Annotated in this window: 24 protein-coding genes; 16 read left to right on the top strand and 8 right to left on the bottom strand. The window is 57.2% G+C overall.

The features are described 5' to 3' along the window. Window positions 1-222: 222 nt before the first annotated feature. Entirely contained in the window at window positions 223-993 is a 771-nt protein-coding gene (locus tag ABLO27_RS26655; RefSeq protein WP_353037142.1) for a KilA-N domain-containing protein, read from the top strand. A gap of 155 nt (window positions 994-1,148) precedes the next feature. Here the strand turns inward: ABLO27_RS26655 and ABLO27_RS26660 are convergent, their stop codons facing one another. The 5 genes from ABLO27_RS26660 to bhcA all read right to left on the bottom strand — a co-directional run bounded on the left by ABLO27_RS26660 (window position 1,149) and on the right by bhcA (window position 6,592). Further along, window positions 1,149-2,132 carry a type I glyceraldehyde-3-phosphate dehydrogenase gene (locus ABLO27_RS26660; protein WP_353037143.1) on the bottom strand — a complete coding sequence of 328 codons (984 nt, stop codon included), beginning with the start codon at window positions 2,130-2,132 and terminating at the stop codon, window positions 1,149-1,151. 13 nt (window positions 2,133-2,145) lie between these two features. Beyond that, window positions 2,146-3,111 (bottom strand): iminosuccinate reductase BhcD, encoded by a 966-nt coding sequence (gene bhcD / locus ABLO27_RS26665; RefSeq protein ID WP_353037144.1) that lies wholly within the window; start codon window positions 3,109-3,111, stop codon window positions 2,146-2,148. Between the two features lie 129 nt (window positions 3,112-3,240). After that, entirely contained in the window at window positions 3,241-4,416 is a 1,176-nt protein-coding gene (gene bhcC, locus ABLO27_RS26670; RefSeq protein WP_353037145.1) for a 3-hydroxy-D-aspartate aldolase BhcC, read from the bottom strand. A gap of 17 nt (window positions 4,417-4,433) precedes the next feature. After that, on the bottom strand, window positions 4,434-5,390 hold the full coding sequence (gene bhcB / locus ABLO27_RS26675) for a beta-hydroxyaspartate dehydratase BhcB (RefSeq protein ID WP_353037204.1): 957 nt from the start codon (window positions 5,388-5,390) through the stop codon (window positions 4,434-4,436). Between the two features lie 11 nt (window positions 5,391-5,401). Beyond that, window positions 5,402-6,592, bottom strand: coding sequence for an L-aspartate--glyoxylate aminotransferase BhcA (gene bhcA / locus ABLO27_RS26680; RefSeq protein WP_353037146.1), 1,191 nt, complete (start codon window positions 6,590-6,592; stop codon window positions 5,402-5,404). Window positions 6,593-6,760: 168 nt separating this feature from the next. Here bhcA and bhcR point away from each other — a divergent pair, with 168 nt between their 5' ends. Next, a complete protein-coding gene (bhcR, locus tag ABLO27_RS26685; protein ID WP_353037147.1) occupies window positions 6,761-7,609 on the top strand; it encodes an HTH-type transcriptional regulator BhcR in 849 nt (282 codons plus the stop codon). On the opposite strand, the gene ABLO27_RS26690 is transcribed toward bhcR, so the two are convergent. Further along, entirely contained in the window at window positions 7,590-8,462 is an 873-nt protein-coding gene (locus ABLO27_RS26690; protein ID WP_353037148.1) for a bifunctional allantoicase/(S)-ureidoglycine aminohydrolase, read from the bottom strand. The genes bhcR and ABLO27_RS26690 overlap by 20 nt on opposite strands. A gap of 341 nt (window positions 8,463-8,803) precedes the next feature. Here ABLO27_RS26690 and ABLO27_RS26695 point away from each other — a divergent pair, with 341 nt between their 5' ends. Then, window positions 8,804-9,562 carry a substrate-binding periplasmic protein gene (locus ABLO27_RS26695; protein ID WP_353037149.1) on the top strand — a complete coding sequence of 253 codons (759 nt, stop codon included), beginning with the start codon at window positions 8,804-8,806 and terminating at the stop codon, window positions 9,560-9,562. 164 nt (window positions 9,563-9,726) lie between these two features. Continuing rightward, window positions 9,727-11,361, top strand: a complete 1,635-nt coding sequence (locus ABLO27_RS26700) for a methyl-accepting chemotaxis protein (protein WP_353037150.1) — start codon at window positions 9,727-9,729, stop codon at window positions 11,359-11,361. A gap of 91 nt (window positions 11,362-11,452) precedes the next feature. Here ABLO27_RS26700 and ABLO27_RS26705 read toward each other — a convergent pair whose 3' ends face one another. After that, window positions 11,453-12,049 carry a helix-turn-helix domain-containing protein gene (locus ABLO27_RS26705; RefSeq protein ID WP_353037151.1) on the bottom strand — a complete coding sequence of 199 codons (597 nt, stop codon included), beginning with the start codon at window positions 12,047-12,049 and terminating at the stop codon, window positions 11,453-11,455. A gap of 285 nt (window positions 12,050-12,334) precedes the next feature. Here ABLO27_RS26705 and ABLO27_RS26710 point away from each other — a divergent pair, with 285 nt between their 5' ends. From ABLO27_RS26710 to ABLO27_RS26745, 8 genes are all read left to right on the top strand, one after another. Beyond that, on the top strand, window positions 12,335-13,933 hold the full coding sequence (locus ABLO27_RS26710; protein WP_353037152.1) for an ABC transporter substrate-binding protein: 1,599 nt from the start codon (window positions 12,335-12,337) through the stop codon (window positions 13,931-13,933). Between the two features lie 90 nt (window positions 13,934-14,023). Next, a complete protein-coding gene (locus ABLO27_RS26715; RefSeq protein WP_353037153.1) occupies window positions 14,024-14,965 on the top strand; it encodes an ABC transporter permease in 942 nt (313 codons plus the stop codon). A 56-nt stretch (window positions 14,966-15,021) separates the two neighbouring features. Further along, window positions 15,022-15,828, top strand: a complete 807-nt coding sequence (locus ABLO27_RS26720) for an ABC transporter permease (protein WP_417714863.1) — start codon at window positions 15,022-15,024, stop codon at window positions 15,826-15,828. After that, window positions 15,825-16,826, top strand: a complete 1,002-nt coding sequence (locus ABLO27_RS26725) for an ABC transporter ATP-binding protein (protein ID WP_353037155.1) — start codon at window positions 15,825-15,827, stop codon at window positions 16,824-16,826. The genes ABLO27_RS26720 and ABLO27_RS26725 overlap by 4 nt, the downstream gene beginning before the upstream one ends. Next, window positions 16,823-17,818, top strand: coding sequence for an ABC transporter ATP-binding protein (locus tag ABLO27_RS26730; protein WP_353037156.1), 996 nt, complete (start codon window positions 16,823-16,825; stop codon window positions 17,816-17,818). The genes ABLO27_RS26725 and ABLO27_RS26730 overlap by 4 nt, the downstream gene beginning before the upstream one ends. After that, window positions 17,811-19,643: an aminopeptidase P family protein gene (locus ABLO27_RS26735; protein ID WP_353037157.1), complete on the top strand. Its 1,833-nt coding sequence runs from the start codon at window positions 17,811-17,813 to the stop codon at window positions 19,641-19,643. Before ABLO27_RS26730 ends, ABLO27_RS26735 begins: the two co-directional genes overlap by 8 nt. A gap of 233 nt (window positions 19,644-19,876) precedes the next feature. After that, window positions 19,877-20,863 carry a D-erythronate dehydrogenase gene (gene denD / locus ABLO27_RS26740; RefSeq protein ID WP_353037158.1) on the top strand — a complete coding sequence of 329 codons (987 nt, stop codon included), beginning with the start codon at window positions 19,877-19,879 and terminating at the stop codon, window positions 20,861-20,863. Beyond that, window positions 20,860-21,636, top strand: coding sequence for an SDR family oxidoreductase (locus tag ABLO27_RS26745; protein WP_353037159.1), 777 nt, complete (start codon window positions 20,860-20,862; stop codon window positions 21,634-21,636). Before denD ends, ABLO27_RS26745 begins: the two co-directional genes overlap by 4 nt. 81 nt (window positions 21,637-21,717) lie before the next feature. Here the strand turns inward: ABLO27_RS26745 and ABLO27_RS26750 are convergent, their stop codons facing one another. Further along, window positions 21,718-22,254: a DUF2165 family protein gene (locus tag ABLO27_RS26750; RefSeq protein ID WP_353037160.1), complete on the bottom strand. Its 537-nt coding sequence runs from the start codon at window positions 22,252-22,254 to the stop codon at window positions 21,718-21,720. A gap of 169 nt (window positions 22,255-22,423) precedes the next feature. Between ABLO27_RS26750 and ABLO27_RS26755 the strand changes: the two genes are divergently transcribed. From ABLO27_RS26755 to ABLO27_RS26770, 4 genes are all read left to right on the top strand, one after another. Then, window positions 22,424-23,101, top strand: a complete 678-nt coding sequence (locus ABLO27_RS26755) for a FadR/GntR family transcriptional regulator (RefSeq protein WP_353037161.1) — start codon at window positions 22,424-22,426, stop codon at window positions 23,099-23,101. Window positions 23,102-23,184: 83 nt separating this feature from the next. Continuing rightward, entirely contained in the window at window positions 23,185-24,381 is a 1,197-nt protein-coding gene (locus ABLO27_RS26760) for a CynX/NimT family MFS transporter (RefSeq protein ID WP_353037205.1), read from the top strand. 93 nt (window positions 24,382-24,474) lie between these two features. Next, on the top strand, window positions 24,475-25,194 hold the full coding sequence (locus tag ABLO27_RS26765) for a spermidine synthase (protein WP_353037162.1): 720 nt from the start codon (window positions 24,475-24,477) through the stop codon (window positions 25,192-25,194). Between the two features lie 129 nt (window positions 25,195-25,323). After that, on the top strand, window positions 25,324-26,169 hold the full coding sequence (locus ABLO27_RS26770; protein WP_353037163.1) for a Rossmann-like and DUF2520 domain-containing protein: 846 nt from the start codon (window positions 25,324-25,326) through the stop codon (window positions 26,167-26,169). Window positions 26,170-26,171 lie beyond the last annotated feature (2 nt).

A 26,171-nucleotide genomic window follows, 5' to 3' on the forward strand; every position in this document is an offset into this window, starting at 1 on the left:
ACAACCATCTTGAAACTTAGAGTGTCAATCACCAGAGTCCCAAGGTCACGTAAATTGCGTGACAAAAAGGAACGACCCGGCGGTGCGGTAACACCTAACCGGGCCATTTATCTCAACCTTGCGGTTGTTCGTGATCACTGGGACATATTGTATGTAACATGCGTTTTGTCAACAATTAATCCGAGCTACCGCATAAAGACATAACGAAAGGTTTATGTCCGCATGCAACAGCACTTTGAACTCATCCCCCATGAGGCGCAGGGAGAAATCATCTACCAACGCCCAAAAGATGGTTACATCAACGCAACCGGTATGTGCCAAGCGGCGGGGCGTCCTTGGAGTCGGTACTGGGATACCAACCAAGCAAAGGAATTCGCTAAGGAGTTATCATCCGATATCGGTATTCCGACATCGGAGTTAATTCAATCACTTAAGGGAGGAGATCCCCGCCTTCAGGGTACATGGGTACATCCGCAGGTCGCTATCCATCTTGCGCAGTGGCTTTCTCCGAGCTTTGCAGTAAAGGTCAGCAAATGGGTCCTTGACTGGATGTCAGGAAAAGCTGCTCCGTCCAGAGTGGAGATGCCCTATCACTTACGACGTTATGTCGCCAACCATCAAAACGTACCTTACGGGCACTTTTCAATTCTCACCGCGCTAACGCAAGCCCTAGTCGCTCCGCTTGAAATCATGGGTTACACTATGCCGGAACATATGATGCCCGACATCTCTCATGGCCGAATGTTCTGCAAGTGGCTTCGAGAAGAACACGGTATCGATACAGACGCACTACCGACCTACATACATGTATTTGAAGATGGACGGCGCGTCTCGGCAAAAGCATACCCTAATCGGCTTCTCCATCATTGGCTGGAGCATTTCAACGAAGAATGGTTGCCCAACCGAGCGGTCAAATACTTCACCGGTCGGGACAACAATGCGCTTGAATACTTGCCTAAACTGCTTCCGCCCTCGCCACCTGCAGCGGCCTAAAACGACAAAGGCGGTTGGTCGTTGCACCAGCCGCCACGACTTCAACTCTCTCCCATTCTGCTTAGAGCAAACAACGTTTGCTTGCGCATTTCGGTTAGGAGCCGAGAAGTGCTGTTAGGTAGTTTGATTATGTGGGTATAGTAATTTGGGCGCACTCACCGTCCCGCCATCAGCCTCGCCATATCGATCATGCGCGCGGAGAACCCCCACTCATTGTCATACCAGCCGAAAATGCGCAGCTGCCGTTCATTTGCTTCCAGCGTTTCGGGAAGGGCGATAACCAAGGATTCAGGCCTTGCACGCATGTCCGTCGAGACAACCCGGTCATTGGTGAAGCCGATGACAGGACTGTCCGAGAAGATGTTCTGCAGGGCGGTGTTGGCGGGAATGTCCAGAGATTCGGCAAGCGTCAGCGTCAGATCAACGGCAGACACGCTGATCGCAGGCACACGAACCGCAGCGCCGGACACTTTGCCTTCCAGTTGCGGCAGGACTTTTCCAACGAGCTTGGTGGCACTGGTGGTGGTCGGCACCATGGAAACCCCGCCGGCACGGCTGCGCTCCAAAGGTCCGCGCGGGGCGTCCACCATCGGTTGACTTCCCGTGTAGCAGTGAATGGTGGTCATGTGGCCGGACTTGATGCCGATGGCATCATCAATGCCACGCAACAGTGGCGCCAGGGCGTTGGTCGTGCAGGATCCGTTGGAGACAATGCGGTGGTCGCCGAGCTTTTCTTCATTCGCACCCAGGACCAGAGTGATTTCGGCAGCTGGAGACGGACCGGAGATCAGCACATTTGCGGCCCCGGCCTTCAAGCCCCGTTCGGCGACGTCTAGGGTGTCGGCCTTGCCCGTGCATTCCATCACGATGTCGACACCGGAAAGGTCGGCAACGGACAGGTCCGGCTCTGCGGTAAAGGGAATGGTCCGCCCATCCACCGTCAGGCATTCGTCGTTGAGAGAGACCTCGCCCGGATAGGGGCCGAAGACGCTGTCATACTTGAAAAGATAGGTGCAGGTTTCCAGCGGGGCGATGTCGTTGATCCGCACCACTTCGATCGTTTTGTCTTGAGGTAAACTGAGAACCTGACGCAAAACGGTTCGGCCGATCCGGCCGAACCCATTGATGACTATCCGCATTCCAAAGACCCGATTAAAAGTCCACTTCGATTGCGACGCCCTTCTTGATTGCCAGATCAACCGCGGCGGAGGTAACGGCAAGGTCCTGGAGACCGACACCGGTGCCATCGAACAGCGTTATCTCGCTTTCCGACGTCCTTCCCCGATGCGTACCATTAATTACGGCGCCAATCTCATTTATATTGTCCTTAGAGACAATTCCGTCTGCGACGGCATGTTGGCATTCGCCAATCGTTGCGGACTGGGCAACCTCGTCGGTAAAGAGCGTCGCCTTTGCGATCAGCTCCACGTCGACCTCCTGCTTGCCCTTGGTGTCGGTGCCCATGCAGGCGATATGGGTGCCCGCGCGCACCTGAGCGCCCTTGAGGATCGGTTTGAAGCTCGAGGTGATCGAGATGATGACATCCGCTTCAGCGCCCATCTGGTCCAGATCGACGGACTCGTAGGGCAAGCCCAGTTCGGACGCAGTCTCCTCAAGCCGGGACAGCATCTCCGGGTGAAAATTCCAGCCGATGACCTTTTCGAAGTTTCGCTGTTCAGCTGCCGCGCGCATCTGGAAGGCGGATTGATGACCCGCTCCGATCATGCCCAGCACCTTGGCATCCTTGCGGGCCAGGTGTTTGATCGAGACTGCGGATGCGGCCGCAGTGCGCAGGGCTGTCAACAGGTTGCCGCCAACCACCGCCTTTGCCTGACCCGTATCGGCATCGAACAGAAAGACCGTCGACTGGTGGTTGGTGAGGCCTCTCTCGGCATTGCCGGGCCAATAGCCGCCGGACTTCAGGCCGAGAGCGAGGGAAGAGCGGTCGAAGCCGGACTTGAAACCGTAAAGCGCATCGGCGTGTCCGATGGCTTCGCGAATGACCGGAAAATTGTAAGCCGCACCGCTCGACATGGCCGCAAAGATGTTTTCGATGGCTTCAAAGGCCTCTGCACGGCCAATCAGTCCGGCAATTTCCTTTTCAGGAACAATGATCATTTGGGTCTCCGATTGTAGGAACAGCGCCGACCTCTCTGTGTGGCCGCTTTAAGAGAAATCATCACAATCGTCATCCCGGCCAAGCGAAGCGCGAGCCGGGATGACAAAATCGAGGTATTTGCTATTGCCTCAGTAGGCTTTGCCGCGGGCGGAAACCGGCCAGACCGTTTCGACCTTGCCGTTGCGGACGCCGACATACCAGTCATGAACATTGGCGGTTGGATCACAATGGCCCGGAACCAGCTTCAGTTTCTCGCCGACTTTCAAGACGCCCTTCGGATCGGCAATGACGCCATGCTCGTCAGAACATTTGACGTATTCGACATCGTCCCGGCCGTAGATGAACGGCAGGCCGCTGTCGACGGATTGGGCCTTGAGACCGGCGTCGCAGATCGCCTTGTCCGTCTTGGCATGGCTCATGACCTGGGTGAGAATGAAAAACGCATTTTCCCATTCACCCTGGTCGATCCGGTTGCCGTCCTTGTCGAGGATCCGGCCGTAGTCGGCATCCATGAAAGCGTAGGATCCGCATTGCAGCTCGTTGTAAACGCCGGAGTTGGATTCAAAATAGTAGGAGCCCGTGCCGCCACCGGAAACCAGTTCCGGTTCAAGGCCGGCTGCCTTCAGGCCTTCGACGGCGTCCTTCACCATGGCAATGGCTATATCGAGTTTTTCCTTGCGTGCCTCGTAGCTGTCGAGATGCTGCATGGCGCCCTGATAGGCCTGGATGCCGGTGAATTTCAGATTGTCTGCCGCATCGACAGCCTTGGCGATTTCAACGACTGCCTCGGTTGAAGTCACGCCACAGCGTCCGGCACCGCAATCGATCTCGATGAAGACCTCAAGGGTCGTGCCGTGTTTGACTGCTGCTGCCGAAAGATCGGCGACATTGGCAAGGTCATCGACACACACGATCGTACGAGCACCAAGTTTCGGCAGGCGCGCCAGTCGGTCAATTTTGGCCGGATCGCGTACCTGGTTGGACACCAGAATGTCCTTGATACCGCCGCGGGCGAACACTTCGGCTTCGCTGACTTTCTGGCAGCAGACGCCAACAGCGCCGCCGAGACGTTCCTGCAGTTTTGCGACATCAACGGACTTGTGCATTTTGCCGTGAACCCGGTGGCGCATGCCGTGAGCCTTGGCGTAATCGCCCATCTTCTTGATGTTGCGCTCCAGCGCGTCCAGATCGAGCACCAGGCAAGGCGTCTGGATATCGGCTTCATTCATGCCCGGCAGGGCAGGGATGTCGTATCCGACTTCGTAGTTTTCAAAACCGGTATTTGTTTTGGTGTGAGCGTTCATTGGGTCAGTCTCCCGAATTAGAGCGTCCAGGGCAGTTTGTTCAGATCGACATTGCCACCGGTGATAATGACACCGACACGCTTGCCGGCGAAGACGTCTTTGTTTTTCAAGATAGTGGCCAGTGGCACGGCTGAAGACGGTTCCATCACGATCTTCATCCGCGCCCAGATCAGGCGCATGGCATCAACGATTTCCTGTTCCGAGGCAGTCAGCACGTCGGTGACGTGATTGGAAACGAAGTGCCAGGTCAGCTCCTTGAGCGGAACCTTCAGGCCGTCGGCCACGGTTTGCGGGGCGTCGTCGGCAATGATGTGACCGGCCCGGAAACTGCGCGCGGCATCGTCCGCCTGCTCCGGTTCTGCCGCATAGATCTTCACGTCCGGCGCCAGGTTGGAAAGGGTCAGGCAGGTGCCGGAGACCATGCCACCACCGCCGATCGGAGCAATCACCGCATCCAGCCCATCGGTCTGTTCCAGCAGTTCCTTGGAACAGGTTCCCTGCCCGGCGATAACGCGATGGTCGTTATAGGGGTGCACGAATTCCGCGCCGGTTTCAGCCTGAACTTCCGCAAACACGGCTTCCCGGCTCGTTGTCGAAGGCTCGCATTCGGTGATGATGCCACCATATCCGCGCACGGCATCCTTCTTGGCCTGCGGTGCCGTGCGAGGCATCACCACGTGACACGGAATACCACGGCGCCCGGCAGCATAGGAAAGGCTGAGTGCATGATTGCCCGAACTATGCGTCGCCACGCCCGCTTTGGCAGTTTCCTCGTCAAGACCGAAGACGGCGTTGGATGCCCCCCGAACCTTGAAGGCGCCTGCCTTCTGGAAATTCTCGCATTTGAAGAACAGTTCGGCGCCGGTCAGGTCGTTCAGGAACGATGAGGTCAGGACCGGGGTGCGATGAATGTGCGGCTTGATGCGCTCATGCGCCACCAGCATGTCTTCAAGGGACGGAATATAGGTGTTCATGGCGTCGGTTTTCACGCTGCCTCCTTGGAAGCAATTGCTCCCTCGTTTCGGTAGTAGTCCTGAGCAGCGGCAACACCGGAGCCAAGCTTGATGTCGAGACCAAGGTCAGCCATGACCATCTCGGCAGTCGCAAGACCCGACAGGGTCATGACGTCGGTCAGGCTGCCCAGGTGACCGATGCGGAAAACCTTGCCCGCAACTTCCCCGAGGCCAACGCCAAACGCGACACCGTATTTCCCGGCTGCATGGGTGACGATGTCGGTGGCGTTGAAGCCCTCGGGTGTCCGGATTGCACTGACAGTGTCAGAGTAGACCTCCGGAGAATTCGCGCAGAGTTCCAGGCCCCAGGCCCGGATGGCGGCCCGAACACCTTCCGCGATGCGATGGTGACGGGTGAAAACATTTTCCAGTCCCTCGCCCAAAAGCATGTCGCAGCTTTGCTTCAGGCCATTCAACAGGCCAACGGCCGGCGTGTAGGGATAGGCGTTTGATGCATAGGACTTCATCATGTCGCGAATGTCGAAGAATGTACGCGGCAGTTTTGCGGTCTCGACAGCCGCTTGCGCCTTTGGCGAAAACGCAACGATTGCGAGGCCGGCCGGCAGCATGAAGCCCTTTTGTGACCCGGTAACGGCGGCATCTACGCCCCATTCGTCCATGCGGAAATCCATCGAGGCAATGGAGCTGACGCCATCGACATAGAGCAATGCCGGATGGCCGGCAGCGTTCAGCGCGCGGCGAACAGCTGCAATGTTGGATTTGACGCCGGTCGCCGTCTCGTTATGGGTGGCAAGAACCGCCTTGATCTCATGGTTCTTGTCGGCTGAGAGAATTTCCTCATACCTGTCGGCCGGAAGCCCTGCACCCCACGGCGTTTCGACAATCTCGACCTTGAGGCCGTGCCGTTGGCACATGTCGATCCAGCGATGGGAGAACATGCCGTTGCGCGCTGCCAGGATCTTGTCTCCCGGGCTCAGCGTGTTGGTGATGACCGTTTCCCAGCCGCCTGTTCCGGTGGACGGAAAAACAAAGACATCGGCTATGTCGGTCTTCAGGACCTTTTTGACACCGGCGAGGGCGGGCTGAAGGATTTCTCCAAACAAGGGAGAACGGTGATCCAGGGTCGGCATGTCGCAGGCCTTGCGAAGGGCCTCGGGCATATTGGTCGGACCTGGAATGAAAACAGGATTTTGAAAGCTCATGGCCGTTTCCTTTCGCGGTTTCCTGAACGGTAAAGGACACGGCCTGAAGCACGCAATTTTTTTAAAATAATTTTTCAAAAACGAAAAAGAAGAAAAAACCTAATGTTGTCAAATAGATGAATTTTTCATATGATGAATTGATTTTTCGTTTTTTGGAGAGAATGTCTCATGGATGAGATGAAAATGGATCGTAATGCCAGCCGCCGAGCACGTGGCCGGCCTCGGGCCTGGGACGACAAATCCAGCCAGAATACGATCAAGTCGCTGGACCGTGCCATGGCGGTTTTCGAGCATCTGAGCACTCAGTCAGGGGTGTCCCTCTCAGCCCTTTCCGAGCAGCTCGGTGAATCCACCGCGACGCTCTACCGGATACTGTTCACGCTGGAAACGAGAGGGTTGGTGGAGTTCGACCAGGCGCAACAGCTTTGGCATATCGGACCTGGAGCCTTCATTATCGGGGCCCGTTTTCTTCGGCGGACCAGCCTGGTTGAAAGGGCCCGGCCCGTGTTGCGCAAACTGATGGAAGAGACCGGGGAAACGGCCAATCTGGGCGTTGAAAAATCAAGCAATGTTCTGTTCGTCAGTCAGGTCGAGACCCATGCGAACATCCGGGCGTTCTTTCCGCCAGGAACCTTGTCGCCTTTACACGCCTCCGGGATCGGCAAGGCACTGCTTGCCTTCATGGAAGAGGCTCAGTGTGACCGGATCCTGAAACGAAGCTCCTTGGAAAGATTCACAGAGCATACCTTGTGTGATCCGGCCGCGTTGAAGGATGACCTGGAAAAGATCCGGGCGCGTGGATATTCGATTGATGGCGAGGAAAAGAACCTCGGCATGCGCTGTATCGCAGCTCCGGTTTTTGACAATTACGGCGAAGTCGTCGCCGGTCTGTCGGTTTCCGGACCCACCAGCCGCGTCTCGGCTGACAAGATCGATGCCCTGGCAGCCTCGGTGAAAGAGGCTGCCAAAGCATTGACGACCGCACTGGGTGGGGAGGTCACTCAGCCGCGGACCTGAACGCCGCCTTGGTGCCCGCTTCAAAGCGCGAAGCAGGTCTCAGCGGCATGTGCCGGTTGACGTCCTTGTAAAGCAGGTAGCGAAACGGCCCGGGGCCGCCGGCATAGCAGGCTTGCGGGCAGAAGGCGCGCAGCCACATGTAGTCGCCTGCCTCAACTTCGACCCAGTCCTGATTGAGGCGGTAAACGGCCTTGCCCTGAAGCACGTAAAGTCCGTGTTCCATGACGTGGGTTTCCGCAAAGGGGATAACGGCGCCGGGCGCGAAACTGACAATGTTCACGTGCATGTCGTGGCGCAGGTCGGAAGGGTCGACAAAACGGGTGGTCGCCCACTTTCCGTCTGTGTCGGGCATTTCAGACGGCGTGATTTCACTTTCATGAGTGACGAACAGCTCGGGCCAGTCCAGTCCGTCAACGGCCTCATAGGCCTTGCGCACCCAGTGAAAGCGAACAGGTTCGGTTCCGTTGTTCCTGAATGTCCAGTCCATTTGCGGTGGCAGATAGGCATAGCTTCCCGGTCGCAGATCGTAAGTCCGACCTTCGGCGGTCAGCGCGGCCTCGCCTTCGACAACGAACAGGACGCCCTGCGCGGCAGGGTCTGTTTCGGGTCTGTCGGAACCGCCTCCCGGGGCGACTTCCATGATGTACTGGGAAAAGGTCTCGGCAAATCCGGACAAGGGCCTGGAAAGCACCCAAAGTCGGGTGTCATTCCAGAAAGGAAGGTTGCTCGTCACGATGTCTCGCATTGTGCCGCGCGGGATCACGGCATAGGCGTCCGTGAACACGGCACGATCGGTCAAAAGCGTTTCCTGCCCTGGATGACCGCCTTTCGGAGCGTAGTACGAATGAGACACGGGCCACCTTTCTTGTATCTATTGGTTTTCCAAGACTATGGCGCTCAAAACCCGTGGGGACCATGGGGCATGTGGAATGAGAACCTTTCGGAAAAACAATAAAATGGATACGCATTTAGCCGTATGCGATTGAAAATGGGTAGCCCGTCCAGATCATTTCAAATCACGTGATTTAAATCGATTTTATGTATTGGTAAATGCATCAAAGAGTTAATGAAGTGAAAATTGATTATCAGGTTTGATTTGAAAATCGTTCTTGCAAATACCTGAGGTGTATTTCTGAGAATATGTGTTTGCCTATTCATGATGATTCTCAAGATAGTTTGGGGGAGAGATATCTCATGAAGAAAATCGGCATAGCACTCGCATTTTTAGTTGGTTTTACATGGCCGTCTTTGGCATCGGAAAAGCTCACCTTGGGGACGGGTGACAGTCTGCCATTTGCGGGTGTCGGCGCAGAGGGAGATCCGGTTGGCATTCTGGGAGACACCAGCAGCAGGATTTTGCAGGACATGGGATATGATGCCTCCGCGACGCGGCTGCCATTTGCCAGGCTCTATCAATCCATTCACAAAGGGGAAATTGATGTGGCCATCGGTGTCCTGCGCACCGACGAGCGGGCGTCACAGGCACATTACAGTGATCCCATCCTGACAGCTTACAATGTCCTCGTGGTCAAAAAGGGAGAAGCATTCGACTTCTCCTCGCTGTCGGATCTCAGGGGCAAGAAAATCGGCGGACGCCGGGGTTTTGCCTATCCGTCCCTGGAGGCTCAGGGTGTTTCCGTTGAACCGGCAAAGGACGATGAGACCAACCTGAAAAAAGTGCTCGGTGGTCGTCTTGATGCAGCGGTGTTTTCCTCGATCGCGTCGCTTGCGCAATTGGACAAGAGTGCCACCCGTTCGCAGGTCGAACTGCTGCCGCTTGCCGTCGGCAGTGTGCCGCTCGGCATAGCTTTCGCGGATGAGAAATTCTCCGCTGAGGACCTTGCGCGGTTCAACGAATTGCTGACCAGCTTCAAAGCCTCGGACGATTACTCTGAGACACTCTCGAAATACGGCGTCACCGACTACGTCAAGGACTGGCCACTCGCCCAGTAAACCGCCGTGGCCCGGCATGCCGGGCCACGAAGCATACCGGGTGATCGTTACTTCAAGGGCTTGAACTGGATCTATTGGTGACGCCGAACCGCTTGTCGGAGCGGTTTTGTGCCGGCTTCCTTTCCCGCCTTCCTCACGATCACCCAGTTTATCCGGGGGAAATCATGAAATTCTGGCAATCGGTTAAGTTCACCACGACGGTACCCATCGTTCTGGTTGTCGCTCTGGCATTCGCTGTGTTTGCATATGTCTCGGCAATGCAGCGGGTTTCTGCGGTTCAGCAGGCCTACGAACAGCAAATCAAGATGAGCGCGAACCTGACAAATCAGGCGCTCGGAAACGCGATCTGGGATTTCGATCAGGACCTTGCGGACAGTCTGTTGGCACCGCTTCTGACAAACAGGGACTTTGCCTGGGCAGTGGTTCAGGAGGAAAACGGCAGCATCTTCGCTTCCCTGACCAGAAATGAGAATGAAGAAACCGAGCAGCTTGTGGCCCGAATCCCTGCGAACATGCGCACTGACAACGGCGACATGAAAACCGTGTTCTTCGAAGATGCGGACTATGAGATCGGTATCAAGCCGGTGGTTCGCATGGACGGAGATGAGGCGCAAACGCTGGGCTTTTATTACGTCGGTTTCGATAAGACAGCTATCCAAAGCGCACGCAATGAGGCCTTGTGGACCGCGCTAGTGGTCACGTTGATTGCGATTGCGGTGGTTTCAGCGGTTCTGGTTGCTCTCATCCGCAGGATAACGGGCCAGATCGGCAGTTTGTCGCGAACAATGACGGCCCTTTCGCAAGGCAATTTTCGTATCGAAATACCCTACGTGAAACGTGCCGACGAAATGGGGCAGATGGCGCGTACAGTCGAAGTTTTTCGCGACAACGGTTTGCGTCAGCGCGAGTTGGAGGAAGAGCAGCAGCAGACTGTCGAGAATGAGCGGCAAAGGCAGAATTGCCTCGAAGGGCTGATTGCCGAATTCCGTGACGACACCGGAGGGCTTCTGGAACCTGTCACTCGGTCCACCGAAAATATGGGCCGAATTTCAGGAACCTTGATGGAAATTTCAACTGTCAACGCGGAGCGGGCGGCAACGGTCGCGGCGGCGACCGAGCAAGCCTACGCAAGCGTTCAAACGGTGGCCTCTGCTTCTGAGGAGCTATCGTCTTCAATCGCGGAAATCTCCCGCCAGATCGGAGAAACAAGCGAAGTGGTCTCAGCTGCGAATACAAAGGCGACATCCGCAAACGAGCAGGTTGCCAGCCTGGCGGCTTCGGCCCAGAAGATCGGCGCGGTTCTGCAACTGATCCAGGAAATTGCCGAGCAGACCGACCTGCTTGCGCTCAATGCGACAATCGAAGCGGCCCGGGCCGGTGAAGCCGGTAAGGGATTTGCCGTCGTCGCGGCAGAAGTCAAGGAGCTCGCCAATCAGACCTCCAAGGCGACTGAGGAAATCTCTTCCCAGATCAATGCGATCCAGGGAGCTTCTGCCGACACGGTTGCCGCGATCGAAGAGATTGCCGAAGTGATGGTCCGGGTGAACGAATTCACCGGATCCATCACCGACGCGCTTGAACAACAGGGAAGCGCAACCGCGGAGATCAGCAGTTCCATTCAGGAAGTGGCCTCCGGTACGCGTGAAATCAGCGAAAACATGACCGGGGTAAAGTCTGCGGTCGACGAGACGTCGCAGTCGGCCGGGGACGTGTCTCGGACGTCTTCCGAAGTTGCTGAAAACACCGGCAAGCTTGCTGAAACGATTGATGGTTTCCTGACCAAGGTTGCGTCAGCTTGAGGGCAGTCCCGATGCCATGTCCCGATCATGGTGCAATCCTTGTCGGGACGGCATCTTGCGCATTCCTGAATGCGTTGGAGGCAAAGGGGCGTCAGCCGCCTGTGTGTTTGATGGGAGCCGAGCTGACCCACAATTCGACCGACTCTTCGTCCCCCAGAACCTTGGAGAAGTGCGGCTTGCTGGTGTCGTGATGGATGCAGTCACCCGGCGTCATGATGTGGACGTTGTCCCCCAGGTGATATTCCAAGCTCCCGGACAGCAGATAGCAGAATACCTCACCTTCATGCTGCATGTGCTCGGAGACATGTCCGGGCGGGCGATGGATGATGCAGGGATAGGTCAGGGCTCCGGGAAATCCGGGGCCGAGTTTTTCGTAAAGACGCTTTGATTTTCCAAGCACATAGGACTGGCGAGCGTCCTTTGAAACGTATTCGGAGTAAGGCTCGGGAACCTTGATCAGTTGCTCGAGGCTTGTCTGCAATGCGCCTGCTATGCGCATGAAGGAAGATAGAGACGGCGAGCTGATACCGCGCTCTACCTGTGACAGAAACCCGATTGTCAGATTGGTTGCCTTGGCGACATCCTCAAGCGTCATGCCGAGGGCCTTGCGTCGCTGCCGGATGACCGCGCCGTAATTTGGCGTGTCCTGTTCAGCTGCTGGTGTGGCTGCCTGCCCGCTTGTTGTCATCAAGGTCCTCCATTCCGGCGTTCCCTTATATCGCCTCGGATCGCTTATATCCAGCCTTCGTCAAATGGCAAAATTTATCAATACTAAAATTTTTTTTAGTGAATTTTAAGGTGAGCAAAAATCCAAATAACTACAAAAAATCAAAAACTTAAAAGAGTCAAAAATCTTTAGTGAAATCTAAAAATGTCAAAATTTTAGCAGATATACTAAAAAAATATCTTGCGGCGACATGCTGATTGGATAAGCTTCAACCCATCATGACATGTGCATCTGGGAGGACACACCATGAAGGCTGCAGCACTTGCCGTCGGGCTGGCAATGAGCACGGCTCTAGGCGCTTTTACAATTGGATCAGCCGACGCGGTCGAGCGCGGCGGTACACTGAATTTTGCAAGATATGACGGGTCGAAGCTTGTTGACCCGATCTACGCGGACCGAAACCCTGACATCTGGATGGTTGGCAGCTTGTTCAGCACATTGCTGGAGCCGACCGCAGACGGAACCGATCTGGTGGGGTCGCTGGCGGAAAGCTATGAAGTTTCAGCGGACGGCAAGACGGTGTCGCTTGTCCTGCGCGACGGTGTCAAATTCTCCGATGGCAGCCCGGTAACGGGCGAAGATGTGGTCTTCTCTCTGGATCGTGCCCGCAACCCGGACCTGGGTCCGTGGGCAGGGCTTCTGGCCGCAATCTCCTCGGTCACTGCAGATGGCGGCAATATCACCATCTCGCTGGAGAATCCGGACCCGGCGCTTCTGTCGATGCTGGCCACATTCAACACCGCAATCGTCTCCAAGAAGGCCTTTGAGGCGGCTCCGGGTGCAACCGATCAGGAAAAATCGGCTGCCCTGTTTGCCAAGGGCGGACCGGGCCTGGGCTCCGGACCGTTCTATCTGAGCGGATTTGAGCAGGGCGCGTCGATGGCTTTCACGGCCAACCCGCATTACTGGAAGCAGGGTGAAGATGGCAAGCCGCTGCCTTATATCGACGGGGTCAACTTCCAGATCATTCCGGACGACGCCACCCGCGTTCTCAAACTGACGGCTGGCGAAGTCGATATCGCAGAATTCATCCCGTTCTCGCGTGTTGCCGAACTGGATGCGGATCCGTCGATCAACATGAACCTCTTCCCCTCCACGAGGATCATCTATTCCCCGATCAACACGCGGGAAAAACGGGCTGACGGATCTCCGAATCCGCTGGCTGACAAGCGTGTACGTCAGGCAATCAACTACGCGACGAACAAGGAAGCTCTGATCGGGCTGGTCCTGCAAGGCGCCGGCAAGCCGATGTCTTCACCGGTGATGTCGTCCGCAACGCGTCTGGCCGTCGATATGAGCCCGCTTTATGGCTATGATCTGGAAAAGGCCAAGGCACTCGTGGCGGAAGCAGGGCTTGAGCCGGGTACAGAGGTGACGCTGACCACACTGGCTGGCTCTGCCGACGATGCCACCATTTTTGCCGCACTCCAGCAGATGTGGCAGCCGATCGGCATCAATCTCGTTGCCGAGCAGGTCGATGGTGCGACACGCGGTTCGAAGAACCGTTCAGGCGAGTTCGACATTCACACCTATGGCTGGGTGGATGATGTGAACGATCCGAGCCAGGTTACCGGCTGGCTGGGGTACTACCCGACCCGCAAGGCGGTTGGCACCGGTTGGAACAATGCCGATTTCAACGCCCTGTATGAAGCATCTTCCACCGAGATGGATCCTGAAAAACGGGCGGATCAGTACAAGCAGATGCAGGAAATCTATGCCGAAGCGGCACCGCTCCTGTTCATGTATGAAACGCCGTTTGCCGTCGCTGTTTCAGGCAAGGTGGATGGATACCTGCAAACGCCTCTCGGCAACAACGTTTTTGAAAACGTTTCGCTGGATCGCTGATCAGCAGGTATCGTTCAGGATGGAAGGTGAGGTCCCCTTGGGCATCCGGATCTCACCTTCCGGCATTCACAAGCACCAACGGCAAGAGAAATGGCCGGATTTCAATACACCCTGAACCGACTGGTTCTGATGATCCCGACATTTCTGCTTGTCATGATCATCATTTTTCTTCTGGTCCGGCTGCTGCCGGGCGACCCGGCTATCGCGATCGCGGGCGACAAGGCCTCCGACGCGGATATCGCCGCAATCCGCGAAAAACTTGGACTGAACGCGCCGCTCTTGGCCCAGTTCTGGTATTTCCTGACCAACACGCTTCAAGGTGACCTCGGAAGGTCGATCCTACTGCGGGCACCTGTCCTCGACGTTATTCTGGCGCGGCTGCCGACAACCATTTTCCTGGCTGTCTACGCAATCTCCCTGTCAATCCTGATCGCCGGGCCGCTCGCCTTCCTGGCAGCCGTCAATCGCGGCAGATGGCAGGACAATCTGATCAGGGCGGTGTTTCAGGTGGGGTTGTCCATGCCGGTGTTCTATATCGGCCTCATCCTGCTCACGTTCCTGGCGGCTCAGTTGCGCCTGTTCCCGGTTGGAGGCTATGGCGAGACATTCTGGGACAGGATGTATCATCTCTTCCTGCCCGCCGTGACGGTCGCGCTATACACTTCCGCGATCCTGATGAGAAACCTCAGGGCCGCGATCATCGAAGTTCTGGACGCGGAATATGTTCAGTTTGCGCGCGCCAAGGGGTTGCCCTCCAGGCTCATCCTCGGTCGCCACGTTTTGAAGAACGCCCTGATTTCAACTGTCACCCTGCTGGGGCTCTCGATCGGACAGCTGATGAGTGGAACGTTGGTAACCGAGACCGTGTTCGCGGTGCCGGGTGTCGGGCGGCTCATGCTGGAGGCGATCTTCGCCCGTGATTATCCCCTGATACAGGGGCTCACCCTGACTTTTGCCGTTCTGGTATCGCTGGTCTTCCTGTTGACGGATCTGTTCCAGAGTTGGCTTGACCCGAGGATGCGCCTGTCATGAGTGAGTTGTCCCTTTCTCAAGATGCTGCACCGGCTCAAAAACCGAGCCGGATAAGGATGGCGCTCCGCAAACCGGGCTTCATGGTTGGCGCGACGATCATCGGCACATCGACTATTCTGGCGTTGTTTCCAGGTGTGTTCGCTCCCTATGATCCGAATTTCATCGATTACACCGCCGTGCGCCAACCACCGAGCTGGCTGCATCCTTTCGGCACGGATTTGCTGGGACGGGACTCGTTATCACGCGTGATCTGGGCCTATTCGGTCAACATGCAGATGGCGGTTCTGGCCACTATCTTTGCGTTGACTATCGGCGTCGTGATCGGAGCGTTGGTCGGTTATTATCGTGGCATTGCCGACATGATTTTCGGCCGGGTGGTCGATGCCATCATCACTTTCCCGTTTCTGGTGCTGGTCATCGCGGTGGTCGCGGTTCTCGGACCCGGACTGGTCAACATGTATATCGCGATCACCCTTGTCGGCTGGGTCTACTATGCCCGACTCATGCGGGCCGAGGTCATTTCCCAGATGGGGAACGACTACGCGTCCGCCGGTATCGTGATGGGTTATTCGGACCTGCGCATCATTTTTCGCCACCTGTTACCCAACGCAATTACTCCGATTGTCGTCTACTGGATGACCGACATGGCGCTGGCTATCCTGCTCGGCTCTTCGCTCGGGTATCTCGGGCTTGGCGCGCAGCCACCGCAGGCCGAGTGGGGCGTGCTGATCGCCGAAGGGCGCAACTTCATTACCACCGCCTGGTGGCTCAGCCTCATGCCCGGCATCGCCATCGTGCTGACCGGGCTTGGATTTTCGCTGATTGGTGACGGAATTGCAGATTTGTTGAGGCCGCGCGGATGACCTTGAAAAGCGTGCAAACACCTCTTTTGGAGGTATCCGGCCTGTGCACCACCTTCGGGGGCGGCCAGGCATCCATCCCGGCGGTTCGTGACGTCAGCTTCTGCGTCAACAAGGGCGAAGTTCTGGGGCTTGTCGGTGAAAGCGGATCGGGAAAAAGTGTAACCCTGCGCTCGATCCTCGGCTTGTCGCGCCGCTACGGCACGACGACGGGTTCTGTCCAGTGGCGCGGGCAGAACATCGTCGAAACGCCCGAAGCGCAAATGCGAAAAATCCGTGGCGGTGAAATCGCCATGATCTTCCAGGAGCCGATGACGTCGCTCAATCCACTCCTGACCGTGGGGTTGCAGATCGACGAGACACTGAAAGCGCATACGGACATGAGCGCATCGGAGCGAAAGAAGCGGGCAATCGAAATGCTTGACGTTGTCGGCATTCCGGCCGCTGCGTCCCGGTTGGGTGAGTACCCGCATCAGTTCTCGGGCGGCATGCGCCAGCGGGTAATGATTGCGATTGCCCTTGCCGCAAGACCCAAGATGCTTCTGGCGGATGAACCGACAACCGCGCTCGACGTCACCATTCAGGCGCAGATCCTCGATCTGATCCTGTCGCTTGCGCAGGACTTCGACATGGGCGTCATTCTGGTGACTCACGACCTCGGGGTCGTGGCACAAACCTGCGACCAGGTTGCGGTGATGTATGCCGGCCGGATTGTGGAACAGGGGGCGGTTCGCTCCGTTCTTCGCGCGCCACAGCATCCCTATACGGTTGGGCTGATGCGCTCGGTGCCAGAAAACGTGCCCCCGCGAACGCCGCTCTATTCCATCCCGGGAACACCGCCTTCTCTTCTGTCCCTTCCGGCCGGATGCGCATTCGCGGCGCGTTGTACTCACAAGTCAGAGATCTGTGAAACGTCCAGGCCGGATCTTGTCGGCGCGGGCACCGGGCGCTCTGTCGCCTGTTTCAATCAGGTGAAAAGTGAGGGAGGGGCGGCCGCATGAGAGATCCCGTTCTCGAAATTCGCGACGTCAGTCTCAGTTTCAGGGGCAAGCGCACGGTTCTGGACGTCATCGGCAATCGGCCGGCCCGGAACGTCAACGCACTCAATGGCGTCAGCCTTGATCTGAAACGGGGTGAAACGCTCGGTGTTGTTGGAGAGTCCGGTTGCGGCAAGTCGACCCTTGCCCGCTGCATTGTCAGATTGCACGAACCGGGCGGCGGGCAGGTTCTGTTTCACGGCAAGGATGTCTTTTCCGCTGATGAGCGCAAGGACCGGACCTACAACCGTCGTGTCCAGATGATGTTTCAGGATCCCTATTCCTCGCTGAATCCACGCATGACGACGGGGCAGATTCTGAGCGAAGCCTTGCGTGTTCATGAAATGTGTGGCGAGGAAGAGCTGCCTGGGCGCCTTTCGGCCTTGATGGAGCTTGTGCAGCTGCCCCAGGATGCGCTTGAAAAGTATCCGCACCAGTTTTCAGGTGGTCAGCGCCAACGGATTGCGATTGCAAGGGCATTGGCGGTGGAGCCGGAAGTGCTGATAGCCGATGAGCTCGTTTCTGCACTTGATGTCTCGGTCCAGGCTCAGATCGTCAACCTGCTTCTTGATCTTCAGGAGCGGCTTGGCCTGACCATCCTGTTTGTTGCACATGACCTGCGTCTCGTGCGCCACGTTTCCAATCGGGTCGCGGTCATTTATCTTGGCCGGATCGTGGAGCTGGGCGACAGCGAAACCCTTTTTGCCAACCCTTCACATCCGTATTCGCAGGCGTTGCTCAGCGCTGCGCCCTCACTCGATCCGGACGACAAGGGCAAGAAAATTCATCTGGAGGGCGAACTGCCGTCTCCTCTGGATATTCCCCCCGGCTGCCCCTTCCATGTGAGATGCCGGCACAAGACCCCGAAATGTACGACTGAGTTGCCGCGGCTGCGCCCTATCCCGGGACGTGGGGCGGTTGCCTGTCATCATGCTGAAGAGATCGAGAATGCCTGAAAACCGCTCCGCCGTTCTGGCTGAACGCCTAACCGCACTGCGCGAGGAAATGAAAACACGCGGGCTGGATGCTCTCGTCGTGCCGCGCTTCGACGCGCACCAGGGCGAGTACGTCGCGCCTCACGATGAGCGACTTGGTTTTGTGACCGGATTTACGGGGTCGGCCGGGGTCGCGATCGTCATGCTTGACCGGGTGCGCCTGTTCGTCGATGGCCGCTATACGGTTCAGGCGCAGAACCAGTGTCCCGCCAATCTGATCGAACGTGATCACCTCTTTGAAAATCCCCCCGAATCCTGGCTTGCCGAGACGGCGCAACCCGAGTGGGTGATTGGCTATGACGCCATGCTGCTGCCGCCGAATTGGGTCAAGCGCTTCGAAGGTGCGGCCGCCACATCGGGGGCAGTGATGACGCCGCTGACCGGCAATCCGGTCGACGCGATCTGGGCCGACCAGCCGGCGGAACCCTTTGGCACCATCAGCGCATTTCCGCTCCAGTTCGCGGGAGTGTCCGCGAGCCAGAAGCGCGGCAATCTGCTGGAGCTGATGATGGCGGAAGAGGCGGATTTCCTGGTGGAAACCCAACCGGACAACATCGCCTGGTTCCTGAATGTCCGTGGTGATGACGTCGCCTACAATCCGATGCCCCAGTCTTTCCTGCTTCTGGACAAGACGGGAGCTGGGCACTGGTTCGTAAACCGGGACAAGTTTGAAGACGGATTGGATGACACGTTGCCGGACTGGCTGAAGCTTCATCCCAAGGATGCATTTCTTGACGTTCTTTGCGCCGAGGTGAAGCCGGGCAACAAGGTTATGCTTGATCCGGATTTCTCACCGGCCGCGGTGACACATCTGGTACGGGCAGCCAAGGCGGAAGCCGTCCATGGTCTGAGCCCGGTCACTTCGGCCAAGGCCTGCAAGAACGATACGGAACTGGAAGGGCTGAGGGCCTGCCATGTTGAAGATGCTGTCGCCTGGGTCGAGTTCGGATCCTGGCTGCAGAGCACCGTTCCCTCCCGCGCGGCGGCTGGCAATCCGGTGAGTGAGTATGAAGCGGAAGCAAAAATTCTCGAATTTCGTCAGGCACGACCGGGATTCCTGAGCGAGAGCTTCCACACCATCTCCTGCGCCGGTGCCAACGCCGCAATGTGCCACTACGCAGCGGATCCGGACGTTTCCGCGCCCGTTCTGCCGTCCGCACCATATCTTCTGGACAGTGGCGGTCAGTATGAAACGGGCACGACAGACGCGACCCGATCCTACAGTTTCGGCACATTGCCGGAGGGCTATGCTGAAGCCTACACCGCAGTCTACAAGGCGCTTTTCGCGCTTGCGACACTGCGGTTCCCGAAAGGCACGCAAGGGCATCATATCGATGCGATCTGCCGCCGCCCGCTATGGGATCTTGGTCTTGATTATGACCACGGCACCGGACACGGTATCGGTCACCGGCTGTCCGTGCATGAGCAGCCCCAGAGGATCGGCAAGCCTTACAATCCCATCGATCTGAGCACGGGCATGGTTCTGTCGATCGAGCCCGGTTACTACAAGGCCGGAGGGTATGGGATCCGCATCGAAAACCTCTTCGAGGTTCGCGAGGCTGATGACGGTTTCCTCTATTTCGAGAACCTCACCTGGGTCCCGATCCAGACGGATGCACTGATCCTGGATCGTCTGTCGGAAGCTGAAACCGATTGGCTCAACACTTACCACGCCAAGGTGGAAGAGCTGGTTGCTGCCAGATGTTCAGAAGACGCCAGACACTGGTTGTCGGGTGTATGCCGCCCGGTTGCGCGGCCCTCTTCCGACTGGCAGCAGGCCGTCTGAGATAGTCTAGGCACGGCATTGGGTGAGTGAATACCGGTGTCGTGCTTTACACTGCGTTGGCAGAGGTAGCCAATCAGCGTGCATATGTGCAATTGAGCCAACGATCTGGTTGAGCTCAAGCTTGTTGAATTCCTTCAGTTGTACAGGTGATACTGGCGCCGGATCTTCAGGCGGACCAGGCCTATGCGCACCAACCCGCCGAACGGGGCAGGACAACAGAAGGATCGCTGCGAATGCATGTACTCGTGACCGGTGCCGCCGGCATGCTGGGGCGCAAGCTGGTGGAAAAACTGTCGGCGGACCGGGCCCTGTTTGGCTCCGAGGTCAGCAAGCTGACCCTGGCTGATGTTGTGGCACCACCCATACCTTCGGCCGTGAAGGATATTGCCTCCGCACAAACAGTCGATTTGGCAACACCCGGGGAACCTGAGAAGCTGATCTCCGGCCGACCGGATCTGATCTTTCACCTGGCCGCTATTGTTTCGGGAGAGGCGGAAGTTGAATTTGACAAGGGTTATGCCATTAACATGGATGGCACCCGGATGATCTTCGAGGCCATTCGCCGCGAAAGTATGCGGGAACCCTATCATCCGCGCATCATCTTCGCGTCTTCCATTGCCGTTTTCGGTCAGCCGTTCCCACCCAGGATCGCGGATGACTTCTTCACCACGCCACTCACCAGCTACGGCACTCAAAAGGCCATCTGTGAACTTCTGCTCGCAGATTACAGCCGCAGGGGCATCTTCGACGGCATAGGACTGCGCCTTCCGACGATCTGCATCCGCCCGGGCAAACCGAACAAGGCAGCGTCCGGATTTTTCTCAAACATCCTGCGTGAACCTCTGGTTGGACAGGAAGCGGTCCTGCCGGTGGAGGACTCCGTTCGTCACTGGTTTGCAAGCCCGCGTGCAGCCGTTGGTTTCCTCGTGCACGCGGCCCGAATGGACACTGCGGTGTTGGGTTCACGCCGAAATCTCACTCTGCCGGGACTTTCTGCCCAGGTCAGCGAGCAGATCGATGCATTGCGGCGTGTCGCTGGTGAAAAGGCCATTCGCTTGATCCGCAGAGAGCCGGATCCGGACATTCAGAAAATCGTTGCCGGTTGGCCGGAAGATTTTGAGGCACAGCGGGCAAAAGAACTCGGCTTCGCGGCGGAAACGCGTTTCGACGATATCATCCGCATACATATTGAAGACGAACTGGAAGGTGCAGGGGCATGACGAAGGGTGCTGTTGACGTGAGAGGAAAGATTGCGCTTGTGACCGGAGGCGGTACGGGCGTCGGCAAAGCGGTCTCAAAAGCACTGAGCGCCGAGGGATGGCGGGTCGTGCTTTCAGGCAGGCGCGCGGATGTGCTCCGCAAGGCAGCTGCTGAAATATCCGGCGAAACGGGTCACGATGTGAGCTGGGTCGCGGCCGATGTCGGGGATCCTCAATCGGTGAGCGCGCTTTTCGACCAGATCCGCGATGAGTTCGGCCGTCTGGACCTCCTCGTCAACAATGCCGGCATCGGTAACTCCCCGGTTCCACTTGAAGAAATCAGCTACGAAGAGTGGAGCAACGTCGTCGCTGCAAATCTCACCGGGGCATTTCTTTGCACGCAGCACGCATTCCGCCTGATGAAAGAGCAATCTCCGCGTGGCGGCCGGATCGTCAACAACGGTTCGATTTCAGCAACGACGCCCCGCCCGAATTCCGCTCCTTATACGGCGACCAAACACGCCATTACAGGCCTGACAAAGTCTTCTGCGCTGGATGGCCGCCCTTTCGATATTGCCTGCGGCCAGATCGATATTGGCAATGCGGCAAGCGAGATGACGGCGAAGATGAGCGCTGGGGTTCTACAGGCCAACGGCGAAATTGCGAGCGAACCGACCATCGATCCGGCGCACGTCGGACAAGCCGTTGTCTATATGGCCGGATTGCCGCTTGATGCCAATGTTCTGACACTGACTGTCATGGCGACGTCGATGCCTTTTGTCGGGCGAGGCTAGTTTCAGCAAAGGCGATGGCTGGTGAACGCAGACAATGGAGGCGCAACGGTTTGATTTCACCAGCTCGCGGACGGGAACTTCTCATCGGCTATCCGGAGGGGCAATCGGCTCTTCAGATTTCTGGAAAATATAGACGCCTGACAAAAGCATCGTTGCATAAAACATGAAAGCGGATTGCTGCGCATTATAGGTTGGCGACCGCCACATCTGAAACCACTCGCCTGCAACCACCATGAATCCGAACAACCAGACGAGTAGCGCGGCAATGAGGCCAATGGCGTAAGGTGCCTTGGCCGCTTGGAAACTGCGAGAGGATTTCCCCAGCCGCAGTCCCATCAGGATTCCCGCAAAAGAAAAAAACACTCCTGCCACGGCTTCCCCGGCAATGATGGCAGCGTAGGCGAAGTGCTGAAGCGAAGGATTATCGACGGCCCGCCACGCAACGTTCGGGTTGTCCCGTGAGGTGCTCATCGACATGACGTTTTGTACATAGACCCAGTTGGTGCCGTAGTCGGCTACATTGCCGTATGCAGCCGCGAGAGCCCACATGCCAACGATCAAGGCAAGCAGCGCCTTGGAACTCCGAACCCAGAAACCCCAATCAGCAAATCTGAACATGTTGCCCTCTCGCCGATAAACCGCCCTCCACATCAGCACGTTCGCTAAACTGTGCCAAGCCTTCCAGGTCAGCGGCGGTACCGTCTTCTGCGCGAGCGCTCCAAGTGCAATGGACAAACTGACTGTGTCCCAATATAATCAAGTCATCTGATGATTTGGTGATCTAATTATGCATGCACTTGCCAAGACCAGTCTGGTCGATAGCGCCGTCGAGGCGATCCGCTCTGAAATCGTGGGGAGTCGCTGGCCGGTCGGAGAAAAGCTGCCGAACGAAGCAAAGCTCTCGCAGTTTCTTTCAATAAGCAGGGGGACTGTCCGCGAAGCGGTTCGAGTGCTGGTTTCGCAAGGTTATCTGGAGACGCGTCAGGGCTCCGGTACTTACGTTCTTTCCACTGCCGACGCCAGCCGTCCCCTGACAATGGCACGGCGGGCGAACCTGCGCGATCAGTTCGAAGCAAGACTCGCGCTTGACGCGGAAGCCGCACGGCTGACCGCCATTCGCCAGACACCGGCGGTGATTGCAGAGCTGCGTACCCTGCTTGAAAAGCGCGGAAACTTTGACGGTAGCGACAAGGCCGGGTTTGTTGCGCGCGACCTTGCGTTTCACAAGGCTGTGGTGGCTGCGTCCTGCAACAGTGTGCTCGTGCACATGTATGATTTCTTTTCCACGCTCATCAGCGAAACCATCGAGGCAACCCTGGGGGAGGAGCTGCAAGAGCCTGATATGGCATCTCATGCAGCCATAATCGATGCAATCGAGACCGGCGATCCGGAGAAGGCTGACGCTGCCGTACGTCGGTTCATGGCACCGGTCCTCAGGGACCTTGAACGATTGCTCGCGTCGTGACCCGGGTGGCCGCTGTCAGCCCTGAAGAGGCTGGTCTGGTCGACACCGGAAAGTCCCGTGTCGGTCCAGCTGTCGCGCCAAGCATCAAGCCAAATGTCCTGGCAAGGTTTCTGCTGGGAGCCAGTCTTGTGCTCATTGCATTCAATCTGCGCCCGGTCTTCTCCAGCGCTTCGGCTTTGCTTCTGGAGATCCGCGAAGGATTTGGTCTTTCCACCACCGGGGCAAGCCTGCTGACCACGCTTCCCGTGCTTTGTCTTGGCCTGTTTTCCCCCTTGGCGCCGCGTCTGGCAGCCAGGATCGGCACGGAGCGGACTTTGCTTGCCGTTGTTCTTTTGTTGGCTGTTGGAACGGCAGCAAGAGGCCTCTCTTCCGTTCCCCTGCTGTTTTTCGGGACGGCGCTTGCCGGAGCCTGCATCGCCGTCGGCAACGTGCTTTTGCCCGGTCTTGTCAAACGGGATTTTCCGGACAAGGCAGCGCTCGTGACCGGGTGGTACACAATGGCACTTTGCGCCGGCGCTGCCGGAGGGGCCGGGCTCACGATCCCGTTGAGAGATGCGTTTGGTGGTTCACTGGATGCCGCCCTGGCAGTTTGGGCACTTCCAGCCTTTCTGGTTGGCCTTCTGTGGCTTCCACAGGTTGTTCTTGCGAAGCGCTCCGCAAGAAAGGAAAAATTCGTCGTCAAGGGGCTTTGGAACGACAGGCTTGCCTGGCATGTCACCTTGTTCATGGGATTGCAGTCCGCACTTGCTTATTGCGTCTTCGGATGGCTTGTGCCGATCCTTAGGGCACGGGGACTGGACGGCGTTACAGCAGGTGCGATCGTTTCCGTCTCAGTCATGGTGCAAGCGGCATCCTGTCTGATTATCCCGCATCTTGCCGTGCGCGGTAAGGATCAGCGCCTGATCAACCTGGCTCTTTGCGCGCTCGCAGTCGTCGCGCTGCTGGGTCTTCAGTTTGCGCCGCTTTCAACGGTCTGGTTCTGGGCAATCCTGCAGGGCATCGGACAAGGAGGATTGATTGCGGTTGCTCTCACCCTGATCGTCCTGAGAACGCGAGATTCTCACAGCGCATCGCATCTTTCCGGAATGGCCCAATGCGTCGGGTACATACTCGCAGCTATCGGTCCGCTGATTGTTGGTCTCATTCGAAGCTGGACCGGCAGCTTTGCCTGGACGGCGGTATTGTTCGTGGCGCTTGGCCTCGGGGCTGCAGCAAATGGTTGGTTTGCGGGCCGGGCGGCCGTTGTGAACACACAAGTCGTAAGGGTGGAGGGCAGGTGAGCCGGTTCATCAGACTGCAAGCCCTGTAACAAGACCTGGTTGCGTTTCCAGATTGCTCTTTTCAAAGCGGCATTCTGACGTCATGGTGCCGTCATGAGCGCTATGTTTGAAGAACTGGATTATGCACCGACGCCGATTGGCGCGATCTCCTTGCGTCGACGTCATATTCTGGCGCTTAAAACAGATGTCTTTGAAATTCTTCTTGGTGAAGAACATCTGATGTCGAGCCTGTTCACCGCGTCCGAGGTGGCCCTTGCTGACCTGGGAATCGCGGCTTTATCTGGAGAAAATCTGGATGTACTGGTGGGGGGGCTTGGTCTGGGTTACACCGCACAGGCTGCTCTTGCGCATGATGCGGTTACGCGGCTGATGGTCGTTGATCTTCTCGAGCCGGTGATCCGCTGGCACAAGGAAGGCCTCGTGCCGATAAAAACCGAGTTGGCCGATGATCCCCGCTGTCGTTTGTTGCAGGGAGATTTCTTTGCACTGGCAACGTCGAAGGACGGTTTTGATGCGCACAGGCCAGGCCACCAATATGATGCCATTCTCATCGACATTGATCACACACCGGAGCGGTTGCTGCATGGTCAGTCCGAAGGGTTTTACACCGCCGATGGATTGCGTGATTTAAAACGCTTTGTGAAACCAGGCGGGGTCGTGGGCCTGTGGTCCGATGAAGCGCCGGATGCGGCAATAATCGCATTGCTTGCACAAGCGTTCGAAGAGGCGTGGGCCGAGCCGGTTGTCTTTGCCAATCCTTTGCAAGACGGACGAGAGATGACCCAGGCTGTGTACCTGGGTCGCAAAGTCTGATCGGGGGTCTGTTCCAGCGCCTCAAAACTTGAGAAACACACATTCAATGACCTGAGCGAGACCCTCGTGGCGTCGGCCATGTTATGTGCGCGCGGTTGGTAAGCTTGGTGCAAAACAGGGACATTCCATATGTCGCGAATGACAGTGAACCTCATCGGGGCCGGGCGCGTCGGTCAAACGCTGCTCGGTCTGCTGGCCGATGAGCCGAACTGCACAGTTCAGGATATTCTGAGCAACAGTTTTTCGTCGGCAGAAAAGGCGGTCGGCTTCGCTGGCGCCGGCCGCGCCGTGCAGAACTACACCGATCTCCGGCCCGCTGATCTCTGGATCCTGGCGGTTCCCGATACGCAGATTGCTGCAGCAGCGGAACGATTGGCGGATGTGCTTTCAGAACGTGAGGACGGAGCAGCGATTGCCTTTCACTGCAGCGGCTTCTTCGCCGCCGAGCAATTGGTGGCACTGCGAAAACTGAACTGGCACCTGGCAAGTGTGCACCCGGTTCTGACATTCGCGACGCCGGAGCTTGCCAAGAAGCAATTCAACGGCGTGCATTGCGGAATTGAGGGCGACGCGGCGGCTCTCGCGGTCATCAATCCGCTGCTGGAGCAGCTGGGCGCACAAACTTTCCCGATCAGTTCTGAAAGCAAAAGCCTTTATCACGCCGCAGCCGTGTTTTCGAACAACTTCACGGTCGTTTTGCAGGCGATTGCCCGGGAGGCCTGGGCTGAAGCAGGTGTGCCGGACGACATTGCCGTGAAACTGAACAATTCCATGTTGCGAGCAACTTATGAAAACGTCTTGGTGGAGGGGCCGCAAAAGGCTTTGACAGGACCCGCGGCACGTGGTGACGAGTTTGTGGTTTCCAGGCAGGGGGAAGATGTTGCCAGGTGGCACCCTGAGGCTGGCAGTGTCTACAGGGAGATGAGCGTGCTTGCCGGTAGGCTTAAATCCGACGGCACAACGCGGAAGCAGTGACT

Origin of the sequence: Roseibium sp. SCP15 (assembly GCF_040329435.1) — a bacterium.
Lineage (GTDB): Bacteria > Pseudomonadota > Alphaproteobacteria > Rhizobiales > Stappiaceae > Roseibium.

What these genes read in the sequence shown, in the direction of transcription:
- ABLO27_RS26655 (WP_353037142.1), top strand. Translation starts at nt 223, where the DNA reads ATGCAACAGCACTTTGAACTCATCCCCCATGAGGCGCAGGGAGAAATC.
- ABLO27_RS26660 (WP_353037143.1), bottom strand. Translation starts at nt 2,132, where the DNA reads ATGCGGATAGTCATCAATGGGTTCGGCCGGATCGGCCGAACCGTTTTG.
- bhcD (WP_353037144.1), bottom strand. Translation starts at nt 3,111, where the DNA reads ATGATCATTGTTCCTGAAAAGGAAATTGCCGGACTGATTGGCCGTGCA.
- bhcC (WP_353037145.1), bottom strand. Translation starts at nt 4,416, where the DNA reads ATGAACGCTCACACCAAAACAAATACCGGTTTTGAAAACTACGAAGTC.
- bhcB (WP_353037204.1), bottom strand. Translation starts at nt 5,390, where the DNA reads ATGAACACCTATATTCCGTCCCTTGAAGACATGCTGGTGGCGCATGAG.
- bhcA (WP_353037146.1), bottom strand. Translation starts at nt 6,592, where the DNA reads ATGAGCTTTCAAAATCCTGTTTTCATTCCAGGTCCGACCAATATGCCC.
- bhcR (WP_353037147.1), top strand. Translation starts at nt 6,761, where the DNA reads ATGGATGAGATGAAAATGGATCGTAATGCCAGCCGCCGAGCACGTGGC.
- ABLO27_RS26695 (WP_353037149.1), top strand. Translation starts at nt 8,804, where the DNA reads ATGAAGAAAATCGGCATAGCACTCGCATTTTTAGTTGGTTTTACATGG.
- ABLO27_RS26700 (WP_353037150.1), top strand. Translation starts at nt 9,727, where the DNA reads ATGAAATTCTGGCAATCGGTTAAGTTCACCACGACGGTACCCATCGTT.
- ABLO27_RS26705 (WP_353037151.1), bottom strand. Translation starts at nt 12,049, where the DNA reads ATGACAACAAGCGGGCAGGCAGCCACACCAGCAGCTGAACAGGACACG.
- ABLO27_RS26710 (WP_353037152.1), top strand. Translation starts at nt 12,335, where the DNA reads ATGAAGGCTGCAGCACTTGCCGTCGGGCTGGCAATGAGCACGGCTCTA.
- ABLO27_RS26715 (WP_353037153.1), top strand. Translation starts at nt 14,024, where the DNA reads ATGGCCGGATTTCAATACACCCTGAACCGACTGGTTCTGATGATCCCG.
- ABLO27_RS26720 (WP_417714863.1), top strand. Translation starts at nt 15,022, where the DNA reads ATGGCGCTCCGCAAACCGGGCTTCATGGTTGGCGCGACGATCATCGGC.
- ABLO27_RS26725 (WP_353037155.1), top strand. Translation starts at nt 15,825, where the DNA reads ATGACCTTGAAAAGCGTGCAAACACCTCTTTTGGAGGTATCCGGCCTG.
- ABLO27_RS26730 (WP_353037156.1), top strand. Translation starts at nt 16,823, where the DNA reads ATGAGAGATCCCGTTCTCGAAATTCGCGACGTCAGTCTCAGTTTCAGG.
- ABLO27_RS26735 (WP_353037157.1), top strand. Translation starts at nt 17,811, where the DNA reads ATGCCTGAAAACCGCTCCGCCGTTCTGGCTGAACGCCTAACCGCACTG.
- denD (WP_353037158.1), top strand. Translation starts at nt 19,877, where the DNA reads ATGCATGTACTCGTGACCGGTGCCGCCGGCATGCTGGGGCGCAAGCTG.
- ABLO27_RS26745 (WP_353037159.1), top strand. Translation starts at nt 20,860, where the DNA reads ATGACGAAGGGTGCTGTTGACGTGAGAGGAAAGATTGCGCTTGTGACC.
- ABLO27_RS26750 (WP_353037160.1), bottom strand. Translation starts at nt 22,254, where the DNA reads ATGTTCAGATTTGCTGATTGGGGTTTCTGGGTTCGGAGTTCCAAGGCG.
- ABLO27_RS26755 (WP_353037161.1), top strand. Translation starts at nt 22,424, where the DNA reads ATGCATGCACTTGCCAAGACCAGTCTGGTCGATAGCGCCGTCGAGGCG.
- ABLO27_RS26765 (WP_353037162.1), top strand. Translation starts at nt 24,475, where the DNA reads ATGAGCGCTATGTTTGAAGAACTGGATTATGCACCGACGCCGATTGGC.
- ABLO27_RS26770 (WP_353037163.1), top strand. Translation starts at nt 25,324, where the DNA reads ATGTCGCGAATGACAGTGAACCTCATCGGGGCCGGGCGCGTCGGTCAA.